General features: G+C 75.2%; 2 protein-coding genes and 1 pseudogene. 2 read left to right on the top strand and 1 reads right to left on the bottom strand.

From position 1 onward, the window contains the following. Positions 1 to 137 precede the first annotated feature (137 nt). The gene (locus C8E97_RS12155; RefSeq protein ID WP_211346983.1) at positions 138 to 1,532 is read left to right on the top strand and encodes a PucR family transcriptional regulator; all 1,395 of its coding nucleotides are present in this window, start codon (positions 138 to 140) and stop codon (positions 1,530 to 1,532) included. 108 nt (positions 1,533 to 1,640) lie between these two features. Further along, positions 1,641 to 7,832: pseudogene (locus tag C8E97_RS12150) on the top strand (thioester reductase domain-containing protein); the annotation flags it as partial. Between the two features lie 66 nt (positions 7,833 to 7,898). Here C8E97_RS12150 and C8E97_RS12145 read toward each other — a convergent pair. Then, the gene (locus C8E97_RS12145; protein WP_121004704.1) at positions 7,899 to 16,166 is read right to left on the bottom strand and encodes a type I polyketide synthase; all 8,268 of its coding nucleotides are present in this window, start codon (positions 16,164 to 16,166) and stop codon (positions 7,899 to 7,901) included. Positions 16,167 to 16,210: the final 44 nt, after the last annotated feature.

The following is a 16,210-nucleotide window of genomic DNA, read 5'->3' as shown; positions in this document are numbered from 1 at the left end:
GTCGTCTCCGAAGTGCTCCGCCCACCGTGCGGTAACCAATAGCCGCCGACGCGGTTACCGATCGATTACCGGCGCTTCGGGGGCGATGTCGTACGTTCCCGGAAAAGTTGCCGACACAATTCTTGGGGGAAAGCGGAGTGTCACTCACCGCAAGCGAGCTGTCACACTTAGCAGTCGGTCGGATCACCGATCCCACGTGGGAGATCCTGCGGCTCCTGCGCCCGCTCGACGACACCGCTCTCTCGCTGGCCTCGACCAGTGAACGGCTGGTGGACGAGGTCGTCGCCAGGGCGGGCGCGGGCGCGGCGGGCTGGGCGGTGGAGAACAGCCAGCTGCTGCTGACCGAACTCGCGGACGAGCCCTTCATCAACCGGGAACGCCTGCCGCAGAGCGAAGTCGGCTTCACGGAAGCCGTCGCGCTCTGGGTGGTGCTGCGCCTGACCGGGGTGCGCGCCATCCCCGACCTGTTGTCCGCGGAATTGACCAAGGCGATTCGGGAACGCATTCCGGACGATATTTCCGTGGATCAGGCGCTGGCCTGCCTGCGGAAGGCGCACGCGCATTTCAGCCAGGCGCTGTTCCGGTTCGTGGAGACGATGCTGCCCGCGCCGGGGCAGGCGACCGCCATGCGGCTGGTGTCGACCGAGCTGTTCGCGGGGATGGAGACCCTCGCCGCGACGGTCACCGAGGCGTTCGCCGCCGAGCGCAGCCGCTGGTTCGCCGGGTCGGCGGGCGAGCGCGCCACGCTGGTCAACGCCATCCTCAAGGGCGAGCCGGTCGACCCGGCCAAGGCCATGCGCCGCCTCGGGTACGAGCTGACGCTGCACCACGTGGCGCTCGTGCTGTGGCAGGACGAGCTGACCCCGGACGGCGGGCGCGAGCTGGAGGCGACCGCCCTGCGCGTGCTCGACCGGCTCGGCTGCTCCTCGACGCTGCTGCTGCCCGCGGGCTCCGGCCGGCTGTGGGCGTGGGGCGGCCGGGCCAGCAGCCGGCCCGTCGCGCTGCGCAAGGTCGCCGACCTGCCCGCGTTCCCGGCGGGCGTGCACGTCGCGTCGGGCCTGCCCGGTGACGGCGTCGCCGGGTTCCAGCGCTCGCACGCCCAGGCCATCACGGCGGAACGGGTGGGCCGGGTGGCCGAGCCCAAGCCGGACCGGCTGTACGACTACGGGGAGATGGAACTCGCGATCCTGCTCGGCGGCGAGGTCGCCGGCGCGGCCGAGTTCGTCCGCCGCGAGCTGGGACCGCTCGCGTCGTGCGACAAGTCGATGGTGGCCGTCCGCGAGACCGTGCGGTGCCTGCTGGACAACGAGCGCAGCGTCGCCGCGACCGCCGAGCTGATGCACATCGCCAAGAACACCGTGGTGTACCGGGCGAAGAAGGCCGAACAGCTGCTCGGCCGCTCGCTGCGGGAAGACCGGCTGCGGCTGCACCTCGCGCTGCACCTGGCCGACCAGTTGGGGCCCGTGCTGCTCTCGGAGCGCCGCGGGACCACGTCGGACGACGCGGTGCTGCCGGCGCCCCGCCGGGCGTAGGGCACGGACTGACCCACGACTAGGGAGACCGGTTCGATGGACAGGCAGCAGAAGACCCTCGACTACCTCAAGCGGGTCACCACCCAGCTGCGCAAGGCGCAGGACCGGGTGGCCGAGCTGGAGGCCGACCGGCACGAGCCCATCGCGATCCTGGGCATGGCGTGCCGCTACCCCGGCGGCGTCGACACCCCCGAGGACCTGTGGCGGCTCGTGGCCGGCGGGGTGGACGCGATCGGCGACTTCCCGACCGACCGCGGCTGGGACGTCGAGGGCATGTACGACCCCGACCCGGACGCGCCGGGCAAGTTCTCGGCGAAGGAGGGCGGGTTCCTCGACGACGTGAAGGGGTTCGACGCCGGGTTCTTCGGGATCTCGCCGCGCGAGGCGCTGGCGATGGACCCGCAGCAGCGGCTGCTGCTGGAGACGACGTGGGAGGCCGTCGAGCGCGCCCACATCGACCCGCACGCGCTGCGCGGCACCGACACCGGCGTGTACGTCGGCGTGATGTACACCGGGTACGCCTCGGTCATCGACAACATCTCCACCGGCACCGAGGGCTACTCGATGACGGGGATGCTCACCAGCGTCGCGTCCGGCCGCATCTCCTACGTGCTCGGCCTGGAGGGCCCGTCGGTCAGCATGGACACGGCGTGCTCGTCGTCGCTGGTGTCGCTGCACAAGGCGGTGCGGGCGCTGCGCGGCGGCGAGTGCTCGCTGGCGCTGGCGGGCGGCGCGATGGTCATGCCCATCCCGTACGGGTTCGTGGAGTTCTCGCGGCAGCGCGGGCTTTCCCCCGACGGCCGGTGCAAGGCGTTCGCCGCGGCGGCGGACGGGACCGGGTGGGCCGAGGGCGTCGGCGTGCTGGTGCTGGAGCGGTTGCCGGACGCCGTGCGCAACGGCCGCCGCATCCTCGGCGTGGTGCGGGGTTCGGCGGTGAACTCCGACGGGGCGTCGAACGGGTTGACCGCGCCGAACGGGTTGTCGCAGCAGCGGGTGATCCGGCGGGCGCTGGCCGACGCGCGCCTCTCCCCCGGTGAGATCGACCTGGTCGAGGCGCACGGCACGGGCACGCGACTTGGCGACCCGATCGAGGCGGAGGCGCTGCTGGCCACCTACGGCCGGGCACGTGTCGACGGCACGCCGCTGTGGCTGGGTTCGCTGAAGTCGAACATCGGGCACGCGCAGGCCGCCGCCGGTGTCGGCGGTGTGATCAAGATGGTGCTGGCGATGCGGCACGGCGTGATGCCGAAGACCCTGCACGTGGACGAGCCGACGCCCGCCGTGGACTGGTCGTCGGGCTCGGTGCGGCTGCTGACCGAGGCGCGCCCGTGGCCCGCCGGTGACCGGCCGCGCCGGGCCGCCGTGTCGTCGTTCGGCGTCAGCGGGACGAACGCGCACGTGGTGCTGGAGGAGGCGCCACCGGTCGCGGTCGACGGCGAGCCGGCGGAGGCGCGCGTCCTGCCCGCCGTTCCGGTCGCGCTGTCCGCCCGGACCGCGGAAGCGCTTGCGGCGCAGGCGGAGCGGGTGGCGGCGGCGCTGGACGACCCGGCGCTGCGGGTCGCCGACGTGGGTCGGACGTTGGCGTCGCGGTCGGTGTTCGAGCATCGTGCGGTGGTGGTGGCGGGTGATCGGGACGGGTTGGTGTCCGGGTTGCGTGGGGTGGCTGCTGGTGCGGGTGCCGGTGTGGCGGGTGCGGGTCGGGTGGGTTTTCTGTTCACGGGTCAGGGTGCGCAGCGGCCTGGTATGGGTCGGGAACTCTATGAAGTGTTTCCGGTGTTCGCCTCGGCGTTCGACGAGGTGTGTGCCGGGTTCGAGGGTCTGCTTCCGGGGTCGTTGAGGGATGTCGTTTTCGATGGTGTGGCTGATCTTGATGAGACGGGGTGGACGCAGCCGGCGTTGTTCGCCTTTGAGGTGGCGTTGTTCCGTCTGGTGTCGTCGTGGGGTGTGGTTGCGGATGTGGTGACGGGGCATTCGATCGGTGAGGTGGCCGCCGCGCATGTGGCGGGGGTGTTCTCGCTGGCGGATGCGTGTCGGTTGGTGGCGGCGCGGGGTCGGTTGATGCAGGAGTTGCCTGCTGGTGGGGCGATGGTCGCTGTGCAGGCCACCGAGGCCGAGGTGCTCGACGTGTTGGCCGGTGAGGAGTCGCGGGCGGGGATCGCGGCGGTGAACGGGCCGACCTCGGTGGTGGTCTCGGGTGTGGAGGGCGTGGTCGAGCGGGTGGCGGCGGTGTTCTCGGGGCGGGGTCGTAAGACGAGTCGGTTGTCGGTCAGTCATGCGTTCCACTCGCCGTTGATGGACCCGATGCTGGCCGGGTTCGCCGAGGTGTTGGGCGGGATCGCCTTCGCCGAGCCGGTGATCCCGATGGCGGCTCCGGTGCAGGAGGTGTGTTCGGCGGAGTACTGGGTGCGGCACGTGCGTCGACCGGTGCGGTTCGCCGACCACCTCACGACCCTGCGTGCGGCGGGTGTGACCACGTTCGTGGAGGTCGGGCCGGACGCGGTGCTGACCACGTTGGCCTCCGACGTGCTCGACGACGTGGTGTTCACCGCGTTGCAGCACCGGGACAAACCCCAGACACAGGCGCTGCTCGCCGGACTGGGCACGGCATTCACCACCGGTGTGCCGGTGGAGTGGGCGAAGGTGTTCCACGGCGTCGACGCCCGCACCGTCGACCTGCCCACCTACCCCTTCCAACGACAACACTACTGGTTGGACAGCACCGGGACGGGCGCGGACGTCACCGCCGCCGGACTGTCCAAAACGGACCACCCGCTGCTGGCCACCGCGACCGCCTTCGCCGACGGGCAGGGCGCGGTGCTCACCGGGCGGCTGTCCCTGCACACCCACCCGTGGCTCGCCCGGCACCGGGTCGGTGGCGCGGTGGCGCTGACCGACGCCGCGCTCGCCGAGCTGGTGGTGCGCGCGGCCGACGAGGTGGGCGCCGAGGCGGTGGACGAGCTGGTGCAGTCCTCGCCCCTGACCGTGCCCGACCGGGGTGGCGTGCGGGTGCAGGTGAGCGTCGGCGCGGCGGACGCGGACGGGCGGCGGGCGGTCGCCGTCAGCTCGTGCGCCGAGGGCGGCGACTGGGTGCGGCACGCGTCCGGCGTGCTGGCCGGGTCCGCGCCCGCGCCGCAGTTCACCCTGGACGCCTGGCCGCCGGCCGGCGCGGACGCCGTCGAGCTGCCCGGCGTGGCCTCGGCGTGGCGGCGGGGCCGGGACCTGTTCCTGGACGTGGCGCTGCCCGAGTCCGCCGACCCCGCCGGGTACGACCTGCACCCGCTGCTGCTCGACGCGGCGCTGCGCCCGCTGGTGGGCGTGCGGTCGTGGCGCGGTATCGCGCTGCACGCCGTGGGCGCGAAGTCGTTGCGCGTGTGGCTCGAAGACCGCGGCGCGGGCGCGTACCGGCTGCGCGCGGCCGACGAGACCGGCGCGCCGGTGCTGGAGGTGCGCGAGCTGCGCCCCACCGCGCCGGCGCGGGACACCGGGTCCCTGTTCCACCTGGCGTGGACGCCGGTCGCCCTGCCCGACCCCGCCGACGTGCGGCCCGGTCGGTGGGCGTCGCTGGGCGGGCCGGACCCGCGGTGGGCGACCGCCGCCCCCGTGGTGGTCGATCGGGTCGCGCACGCCGCCGAGGTGGACCTGCTGATCGCCGCCGCCGACGGGGGACCGGTGCCCGCCGACCTGGCGGCGGCGGTCCGGCAGCGGTCGGAGCGGGTGCTGGCGCTGGTGCAGGAGTGGCTGGCCGAGGACCGGCCGGCGACGAGCAGGCTGGTGGTGGTCACGCGGCGGGCGGTCGCGGTGGGCCCGGACGAGGAGCCGGACCTGGCGCTCGCCCCGGTGTGGGGCCTGGTGCGGTCGGCGCAGGCCGAGCACCCCGGCCGCGTCGTCCTGCTGGACGTGGACGAGACCGGCGCCACGACCGCCGCCCTGCCCGCCGCCCTGGTGTCCGGCCACGACCAGGTGGCGCTGCGGTCCGGGCGGGCGTTCGTGCCGCGGCTGGCGCGGGTGCGCGCGACGGGTCGGGTGCCCGCCCTCGACCCCGGCGGCACGGTCCTGGTCACCGGTGGCACCGGCGCGCTCGGCGCGCTGGTCAGCAGGCACCTGGTGACCGCGCACGGCGTGCGGAACCTGCTGCTGGCGGGTCGGCGCGGCCTGGCGGCCGAGGGCGCGCGGGAGCTGCGCGACGAGTTGCTGGAATTGGGCGCGCACGTCGACGTCGTGGCGTGCGACATCGGCGACCGGGTCGCGGTGGCGCGGCTGCTGGCCTCGATCCCGGCCGGCCGGCCGCTGACCGGTGTCGTGCACACCGCCGGTGTGATCGACGACGGCATCGTCACGTCGCTCACCCCGGACCGGCTCGCGTCGGTGCTGCGGCCGAAGGTCGACGCCGCGCTGCACCTGCACGAGCTGACGGGGGACGCCGACCTGGCGGTGTTCGCGTTGTTCTCGTCCGTCGCCGGTATCGTCGGCTCGCCGGGCCAGGCGAACTACGCGGCGGCGAACCAGTTCCTGGACGCCCTGGCGCAGCACCGCCGCGCGCGCGGCCTGCCCGCGTCGGCGCTCGCGTGGGCGCCGTGGGCGACCGACGGCGGCATGGCGTCGCGGCTGGGCGAGGCCGACTGGCACCGGGCCGAGCAGGCCGGCCTGCGGCCGATCACGCCGGACGAGGGCTTGGCGCTGTTCGACGCGGCGCTGGCCGCCGAGCACGCCGCCACGGTCCCGATGCACCTGGACGTGGCGCGGCTGGCGCGGCAGCCCGGACCGGTGCCGACGACGCTGCGCGGACTGGTGCGCAAGCCGGCGCGCCGCGTGGTGGACGCGGCCACCGCCGACCGCGGCGCGCTGACCGACCGGCTGGCCGGCTTGGACGCCGAGGAGCAGCGCGAGGTGCTGCTGGAGTGCGTGCGGGCGGACATGGCGGCGGTGCTCGGGCACAGCGGCACGGCGGGCATCACGGCCGCCACGCCGTTCGGCGACCTGGGTTTCGACTCGCTGACCGCCGTGGAGCTGCGCAACCGCCTGGCGGAGCGCACCGGGCTGAGGCTGCCGCCGACCCTGGTGTTCGACCACGACGACGCGGGCTCGCTGATCGAGCACCTGCGGCGGGCGCTCGGCGCGGCGGAGGCGACCGCGACCACCGTCGACTTCGCGGCGGAGGTCGTGCTGGCGGACGACATCGTGCCCGCCGGCGAGGTCGTCGCGGTCACGGCGGACCCGGCGCACGTGTTCCTCACCGGCGCGACCGGGTTCGTCGGCGCGTTCCTGCTGCGCGACCTCCTGCGGTCCACCGACGCCACGGTGCACTGCCTGGTGCGGGCGGAGGACGCGGCGACCGGCCTGGAGCGGTTGCGGGAACGCCTGGCGTGGTACCGGATCGAGGTCGACACCGACCGCGTCCGCGTCGTGCCGGGCGACCTGTCGCTGCCCCGGTTCGGGCTCGCCGAGGAGGCGTACGACGCGCTGGCGCGGCAGGTCGACGCGGTCTACCACGTCGGCGCGACGGTGAACTGGCTGCACCCGTACACCGCCCTGAAGGCGGCCAACGTGGGCGGCACGGAGGAGGCGCTGCGCCTCGCCGCGCGGCACCGCACGGTCCCGCTGCACTACGTGTCGAGCACCGGCGTGTTCGCCAAGGCCGGCGCGGGCGCGCTGACGCCGGACGACCCGACCGGGCCGCCGGAGGAGCTGACCAACGGGTACCGGCAGAGCAAGTGGGTCGCGGAGCAGGTCATCGGGGTGGCGCGGGAGCGCGGCCTGCCGGTGTCGGTGTACCGGGCGGACGTGATCTCCGGTGACCGGCACAGCGGCGCGTGCCAGGCGCAGGACTTCGTGTGGTTGAGCCTGCGGGGCTGCCTCCAGGCGCGGGCCGTGCCGGTGGGCGCGGACGCGTTGTTCCCGATGGTGGCGGTGGACTACGTCAGCGGCGCGGTGTCGGCGTTGTCGCGCCTCGGCAGCGGCGGCACCTACCACCTGTTCAACCCGGTGGCGGTGGGCTTCGCCGAGATGGTGGGCCACCTGCGGGCCGCCGGGTACCCGCTGGCCGAGGTGTCGTGGGAGGAGTTCACCGCGACGGTCGGCGCGGACCGGGAGAACGCGCTGTTCCCGATGCTGGACATCTTCCGCGGGTACATGACGCGGGGTGCCGCGCTCTACATGCGGATGGACGTGTCCGCGACGGAGGCCGCGCTGGCGGGCACGGGCATCACGTGCCCGGTGGTCGACGCGGACCTGTTCGGCACGTACGCGCGGTTCTTCGCCGACGCGGGCTACTTCCCCAGCCCGCAGCCGGTGGCGGGCTGACCCGGCGCGAAGGCGGCCGGCCCCCGCGAGGGCCGGCCGCCTTCGTCGTGCGGGGTGTCCGTCGGCTCACCCGCCGTCGAGGAACTGGAACAGCTCCTCGTCGGACGCCGCGTCCACGTCGATCCGGCCCGCGCCGCCCTCGGCGTCGCGCAGGGACCGCAGCCTCGCCAGCAGCCCCTCCAGGCGCGCCACCACCTCGTCGCCCTCCGCGCCCGCCGCGACCGACGGCAGCGCCGCCTCCACGCCGTCCAGGTGGTCGCGCACGGAACCGGCGCGCACGACCGGCGCCAGCTCGCGGTCCAGCTCGCGGGCCACGTCGGCGGCCGTCGGGTGGTCGAACACCAGGGTCATCGGCAGCCGCTTCCCCACGACCGCGCCGAGCCGGTTGCGGAACTCGACGCCGGACACGGAGTCGACGCCCAGGTCCTTGAACGAGCGGTCGGGCTCGACCTCCCGCGTCCCGGTGTGGCCCAGCACGTCGGCGAGCTGCTCCCACACCAGGTCGACCAGCACCTCGTGCCGCCGCGCGTCCGGCAGCCCCGCCAGGCGGTCGCCGAGCGGGGCCTCCGCCGGGGCGGCCCGGTTCGCCCGCGCCACCGGCTTGCGGCGCGGACCGGCCAGCGAGCGCAGGATCGGCGGCACGTCGGACTGGGCGCGCAGCGCCGCGAGGTCGAGCAGGACCGGCACCAGCACCGGCTCCGGCCTGCCCAGTGCCGCGTCCAGCAGCGACACGCCCTGCTCGGAGGAGAACGGCCGCGTGCCGGACCGCGCGATGCGGGCCAGGTCGACGTCGGTGAGGTCGCGGGTCATGGCGCTGCGCTCGGCCCACATGCCCCAGGCCAGCGACACGGCGGGCAGGCCGGCGGCGCGCCGGTGGGCGGCCAGGGCGTCCAGGAAGGTGTTGCCCGCGGCGTAGTTGGCCTGCCCCGCCGCGCCGACGATGCCGGACACCGACGAGAACAGCACGAACGCCGCCAGGTCGAGGTCGCGGGTCAGCTCGTGCAGGTGCCGTCCCGCGTCGACCTTCGGGCGCAGCGCGGTGTCGAGGCGGTCGGCGGTCAGCGCCGTCAGCACGCCGTCGTCCAGCGCGCCCGCCAGGTGCACGACACCGGTCAGCGGCGCGTCGGCCGGGATGCCGGCGAGCACGCGGGCCAGCGCGTCGCGGTCGGCCGCGTCGCAGGCGACGACCTCCGCGTCCGCGCCGAGGGCGGCCAGGTCCGCGACGAGGTCGGCCGCACCCGGCGCGGCCGGGCCGCCGCGGCTGGTCAGCAGCAGCCGCCGGACACCGTGGGCCGCGACCAGGTGGCGTGCGACGACACCGCCGACCACGCCCGTGCCACCGGTCAGGAGGACCGTGCCGCCGGGCGCGAAGCCGGTGAACGCCGCGCCCTCGACCGGTTCGGCGCGCACCAGCCTCGGCGCGAGCACCGCGCCCGCGCGCACGGCCAGCTGCGGCTCCTCGGCGACCAGCCCGGCGAGGGCCGCCCAGTCGGCGTCCCCGAGCACGTCCAGCACGGCGAACCGGCCCGGGTGCTCGGTCTGCGCGGACCGCACGAGTCCCGTCACGCCCGCCTGCGCCAGGCCGGGCACGTCCTCGGCGGACCCGACCGCGACCGCGCCCGCCGTGACGACGACCAGCGTGCCCGCTCCCCACCGCTCACCGGCCAGCCACTCCCGCAGCACGGCCAGCGCCTCGGCCGTCACCGCGCGCGGGTCCGGGCCGGTCGGGCAGCGCCAGAACACCACGCCGGGGTCGGCGGGCACGTCCGCGAGCGAGTCGGCGAACCGCCACGGCGCCGGCTCGCCGGTGACCCGCACGGGCGTCCAGTCCACGCGGTACAGCGCCTCCACGGGCGCGGCGGCGGCCGTCGGCCGGAACTGCAACGAGTCCACGGTGGCCAGCGGCGCGCCGTCGACGTCGGTCAGCGCGAGCGACACGGTGTCCGGGCCGACGCCGGTCAGGCGCACCCGGCAGGCGGTCGCGCCCTCGGCCGCCAGGGACACGCCGGACCAGGCGAACGGCAGCGCCACCCCGTCCGACGCGCCGATGAAGTCGCCGAACCACACCGCGTGCAGCACGGCGTCCAGCAGCGCGGGGTGCAGGCCGAACCGCTCCGCGTGCTCCGCCTGCGCGGCCGGGAGGGCGACCTCGGCGAACACCTCGTCGCCGCGCCGCCACACCGCCGTCAGGCCCTGGAACGCGGGACCGTAGTCGTAGCCGCGCGCCACCAGGTCGGCGTACAGGTCGCCCACGTCGACCGGCTCGGCGTCGGTCGGCGGCCACGGTTCCGGGTCGGGGGGCGCGGGGCGGCGCGTGCCGAGCACGCCTGCCGCGTTGCGCACCCAGTCGCCGTCCACGGCGCGGGAGTGGACGGCGACCGGGCGCAGCCCGTCGGCGTCCGCGGCGTCGACGGTGACCTGCACCGCGACACCGCCGCGCTCGGGCAGCACCAGGGGGGTGTGCAGGGTCAGTTCGTCCAGCAGGTCGCAGCCGACCTCCCGGCCGGCGCGCAGGGCCAGTTCCACCAGCGCGGTGCCCGGCACGACGATCCGGCCCGCCACCACGTGGTCGGCCAGCCACGGCTGCACGTCCACGGCGAGCCTGCCGGTGAGCGTGACGCCGCCCGACTCCGGCTGCGCCACGACCGCGCCGAGCAGCGGGTGCTCCGCCGCGTCCAGGCCCGCGTCGCCGACGTCACCGCTGCGCGTCGGCGCGAGCCAGTAGTGTTGTCGTTGGAAGGGGTAGGTGGGCAGGTCGACGGTGCGGGCGTCGACGCCGTGGAACACCTTCGCCCACTCCACCGGCACACCGGTGGTGAATGCCGTGCCCAGTCCGGCGAGCAGCGCCTGTGTCTGGGGTTTGTCCCGGTGCTGCAACGCGGTGAACACCACGTCGTCGAGCACGTCGGAGGCCAACGTGGTCAGCACCGCGTCCGGCCCGACCTCCACGAACGTGGTCACACCCGCCGCACGCAGGGTCGTGAGGTGGTCGGCGAACCGCACCGGTCGACGCACGTGCCGCACCCAGTACTCCGCCGAACACACCTCCTGCACCGGAGCCGCCATCGGGATCACCGGCTCGGCGAAGGCGATCCCGCCCAACACCTCGGCGAACCCGGCCAGCATCGGGTCCATCAACGGCGAGTGGAACGCATGACTGACCGACAACCGACTCGTCTTACGACCCCGCCCCGAGAACACCGCCGCCACCCGCTCGACCACGCCCTCCACACCCGAGACCACCACCGAGGTCGGCCCGTTCACCGCCGCGATCCCCGCCCGCGACTCCTCACCGGCCAGTGCCTCCACCACCTCCGCCTCGGTGGCCCGCACAGCGACCATCGCCCCACCCGACGGCAACCCCTGCATCAACCGACCCCGCGCCGCCACCAACCGACACGCATCCGCCAGCGAGAACACCCCCGCCACATGCGCGGCGGCCACCTCACCGATCGAATGCCCCGTCACCACATCCGCAACCACACCCCACGACGACACCAGACGGAACAACGCCACCTCGAACGCGAACAACCCAGGCTGCGTCCACCCCGTCTCATCAAGATCAGCCACACCATCGAAAACGACATCCCTCAACGACCCCGGAAGCAGACCCTCGAACCCGGCACACACCTCGTCGAACGCCGAGGCGAACACCGGAAACACTTCATAGAGTTCCCGACCCATACCAGGCCGCTGCGCACCCTGACCCGTGAACAGAAAACCCACCCGACCCGCACCCGCCACACCGGCACCCGCACCAGCAGCCACCCCACGCAACCCGGACACCAACCCGTCCCGATCACCCGCCACCACCACCGCACGATGCTCGAACACCGACCGCGACGCCAACGTCCAGGCCAGGTCCACCGGTTCGACCTCCGCCGCCACCTCGGCGAGCCGGTCGGCCCGCGCGCGCAGCGCCGCCGCCGACCGCGCGGACACCGGCACCGGCACCACCGGCAGCCGGGTCACCGGCGCGGCGGCCGGCGGTGTCGCGACGGCGGGCGGCTCCTCCACGATCAGGTGGGCGTTGGTGCCGCTGATCCCGAACGACGACACCGCACCGCGCCTCGGCCGATCACCGGCCGGCCACGGGCGTGACGACGTCAGCAGCTCCACACCTCCCGACCAGTCGACGGCGGGTGACGGCTCGTCGGCGTGCAGGGTCTGCGGCATCACGCCGTGCCGCATCGCCATGACCAGCTTGATCACACCGCCGACACCGGCGGCGGCCTGGGTGTGCCCGATGTTCGACTTCAACGAGCCCAACCACGCGGGCCGCTCCCGGTCCCGGCCGTAGGTGGCCAGCAGCGCCTCCGCCTCGATCGGGTCGCCCAACCGCGTGCCCGTGCCGTGCCCCTCGATGAGGTCCACTTCGGACGGTGCCAGGCCGGCGTCCGCCAGCGCCGCCCGGATGACGCCCTCCTGCGCCGCGCCGTTCGGCGCGGTCAGCCCGTTCGACGCCCCGTCGGAGTTCACCGCCGAACCCCGCACCACGCCCAGGACGCGGTGCCCGTTGCGCAGCGCGTCCGACAACCGCTCCAGCACCAGCACACCCGCGCCCTCGGCCCACCCGGTGCCGTCGGCGGCGGCCGAGTACGCCTTGCACCGGCCGTCGGGGGAAAGCCCGCGCTGGCGGGAGAACTCGACGAACATGCCGGGGGTGGACATGATCGCGGTCCCGCCCGCCAGCGCGAGCGCGCACTCGCCGCCGCGCAGAGCGCCGGAGGCCAGGTGGATCGCCACCAGGGACGACGAGCAGGCCGTGTCCACGGTCAGCGCGGGACCGCGCAGGCCGAGCACGTAGGAGATGCGGCCGGACGCGACGCTGACCGTGCTGCCGGTGAGCCGGTAGCCGTCGAACCCGTCCTGGTCGGCGTGCAGCTGGGGTCCGTAGTCGTGGGTCATCGCGCCGACGAACACGCCGACCTGCGCGCCGCGCAGGCCCGCCGGGTCGATGCGCGCGTGCTCCAGCGCCTCCCAGGACGTCTCCAGCAGCACCCGCTGCTGCGGGTCCATCGCGGTGGCCTCCTTCGGGCTGATGCCGAAGAAGTCCGCGTCGAACCCGCCCGCGCCGGTGAGGAAACCGCCGCGCCGGGTGTAGGTGGTGCCGGTCCGCGCGGGATCGGGGTCGTAGAGCCGGTCGAGGTCCCAGCCCCGGTCGGTCGGGAAGTCGCCGATCGCGTCCACCCCGCCGGCCACGAGCCGCCACAGGTCGTCCGGCGAGGCGACCCCGCCGGGGTAGCGGCAGGCCATGCCGACGATCGCGATCGGGTCGTCGTCCACCGCGGTGGGCGTCGGCGTCGGCGCGGCGGGCGCGTCCGCGCCGAGCGCGGCGACGTAGGCCGCGAGGTCGGCGGGCGTGGGGTGGTTGTAGAGCAGGCCCGACGGCAGGGCGTGGCCGGTGGCCGCGCTGAGCCGGTCGCGCAGTTCCACCGCGCCCAGCGAGTCGACGCCCAGCTCCTTGAACGTCAGCCGCGGGTCGACCCGGTCCGCCCCGGAGTGCCCGAGGACGGCCGCCGCGAGGCCGCGCACCAGGTCCAGCGGGGCGGTGCCCGCGGCGGTGCGGGCGGGCGGCGCGGCCTCCCGCGCGGCGGGCCGGTGCACGACGCGCGCGGCGTCGGCGGGGCCGGCGAGCCAGTGGCTCTCCCGCTGGAACGCGTAGGTGGGCAACGGCGCGATCCCGGCGTCGCGCATCGCGAAGGTGCGCTCCCAGTCCACGTCGACGCCGTGCACGTGCAGGTCGCCCAGCGACAGCAGCAGTCGGTCCGGTCCGCCCTGCCCGCGCCGCAGCGTGCCGGTGACGACACCGCCGTCCGGACCGGCCTCCGCGAGGGTGTCGCGCAGCGGTGGCAGCAGCACCGGGTGCGGGCCGCACTCGACGTACACGCCGTGGCCGTCGCGGACCAGGGCGTGCACCGCGTCGCGCAGCCGGACGGTCCGGCGCAGGTTGGTGAACCAGTAGTCGGCGGTGAGTTCCCGCGCGTCGAGCAGGTCGCCGGTCACCGTGGAGTAGAACGGCACCTCCGCCGGTCGAGGCTCGACGCCGGCCAGCGCGTCGAGCAGCGGGCGGCGGATCTCGTCCACGTGCGCGGAGTGGGAGGCGTAGTCGACGGCGATGCGCTTGGCCTCCACGCCGTCGGCGGCCAGGCGGTCGCGCAGCTCGTCCAGCGCCCCCGGCTCGCCGGACACCACGACCGAGGCCGGTCCGTTGACGGCGGCGAGCGACACGCGGCCGTCCCAGCCGGCCAGGTGGGCGTGGACGTCGTCGGCGGGCAGCGGCACGGACATCATGCCGCCGCGGCCGGCCAGCGCGCCGATCGCGGCGCTGCGCAGCGCCACCACGCGGGCGGCGTCCTCCAGGGTCAGCGCGCCCGCCACGCAGGCCGCGGCGATCTCGCCCTGGCTGTGCCCGACCACGGCGGAGGGCTCGACGCCGAGCGACCGCCACAGGCGGGCCAGCGACACCATCACCGCGAACAGCACCGGCTGCACGACGTCGACCCGGTCCAGGCCGGGCGCGCCGGGCTTCTCGCGCAGGACGTCGTGCAGCGACCAGTCGACGTGCGGCGCGAGGGCGGCGGCGCAGGCGTCGACGGACGCGGCGAACCCCGGCACGGTGTCCAGCAGCTCCACCGCCATGCCCGCCCACTGGCCGCCCTGGCCGGGGAAGACGAACACCGTCTTGCCGCGTGGTGCGGCGTGCCCCTCCACGACCCCCGCGGCGACGCCGTCGGTCCAGTCGGACAGGCGGGCCAGCAGTTCATCGCGGTTCGCGCCGGTGACCACGGCCCGGTGCGCGAACGCGGTGCGGGTGGTGGCCAGCGCGCGGCCGATGTCGGCCGCCGCGAGTCCGGGGTGCTCCAGCACGTGCGCGTGCAGCTTGCGGGCCTGCGCGACGAGCGCTTCCCGCGTCCGCCCCGAGAAGGGCCACGCGAGGGCGGGGCGGGCCGTCCCGTGCGACGCTCCGGTGGATCCGTCCGCGCGCGGCGCGACGGCTGGGACCACCAGGGGCACGTCCGCGAGCGGCGCGTCGGCGGGCACCTCCGCGAGTCGCCCGGCCGGCGGCGCTTCCCGCACCACGAGGTGGCAGTTGGTGCCGCCCATGCCGAACGAGCTGACGCCGGCCACCAGCGGCCGGTCCGGCGCGGGCCACGGCGTCCGCCCGGTCTGCACCCGCAGCCGCAGCTCGTCCAGCGGGATGTCCGGGTTGGGCGTGACGAAGTGCAGGCTCGGTGGCAGCTCCCGGTGGCGCAGGCCGAGCAGGACCTTGAGCAGGCCCGCGATGCCGCCCGCGCCCTCCAGGTGCCCGATGTTGGTCTTGACCGAGCCGACCGGCAGCGCGTCGCCCTCGGCCCGTGCCGCGCCGAGCGCCGCGCCCAGCGCCGCCGCCTCGATCGGGTCGCCGACGCGCGTGCCGCTGCCGTGCAGCTCCACGTACTGCACGCTCGCCGGGTCGGTGCCCGCGTCGGCGCAGGCCCGTCGGATCACGGCGGTCTGCGCCTCGCGGCTGGGCACGGTGAGGCCGTCCGCCGCGCCGTCGTTGTTGACCGCCCCGCCCGCGATGACCCCGTACACGTCGTCGCCGTCGCGCAGGGCGTCCGCGAGCGGCTTGAGGACGACCACGCCGCCGCCCTCGCCGCGCACGTACCCGTTGGCGCGCGCGTCGAAGGCGTGGCAGCGGCCGTCCGGCGACAGGCCGCCGAACCGGACCGCGCCGAGCGTGGTCTCGGCCAGCAGGTTGAGGTTCACGCCGCCCGCGATGGCGAGGGCGGACTCGCCGCGCCGCAGGCTCTCGCACGCCAGGTGGACCGCGACGAGCGACGACGACTGCGCCGTGTCCACGGTCAGGCTCGGCCCGCGCAGCCCCAGGAAGTGCGACACGCGGTTGGCGATGACGGCGCGCCGGGTGCCGGTGACGGTGTGCCGCGCCACGCCGTCCGCGCCCAGGCGGTCCTGGAGCGCCGCGTAGTCGTCCCACATGACGCCGACGAACACGCCCACGTCCGCGCCGGCGAGCGTGCCGGGCACGATGCGGGCGTCCTCCAGCGCCTCCCAGCCCAGTTCCAGCACCAACCGCTGCTGCGGGTCCATCGCGGCGGCCTCGCGCGGGCCGATGCCGAAGAACGCCGCGTCGAACCGGTCGACGTCGGCGAGGAAGCCGCCGCGCCGGTGCGGCAGCACGTCGCCCGGCCAGCGGTCCTCGGGCGCGTCCGCGACCGCGTCCACGCCGTCGCGCAGCAACCGCCAGAACGCGGCCGGGTCGGGTGCGCCGGGCAGTCGGCAGGACAGGCCCACCACGGCGACGGGCGTGCGGTTCCGGGCTGGCGTCATCGTGCTCCCCGCTCACTTCGACGTCTGGTTCCATCACGAAGTAC

Origin of the sequence: Saccharothrix australiensis, assembly GCF_003634935.1 — a bacterium.
In the GTDB taxonomy this organism is placed as follows: Bacteria; Actinomycetota; Actinomycetes; order Mycobacteriales; family Pseudonocardiaceae; genus Actinosynnema; species Actinosynnema australiense.
The sequence above is the reverse complement of the archived record's forward strand: the minus strand, read 5'-3'. Positions and strand labels throughout refer to the sequence as shown.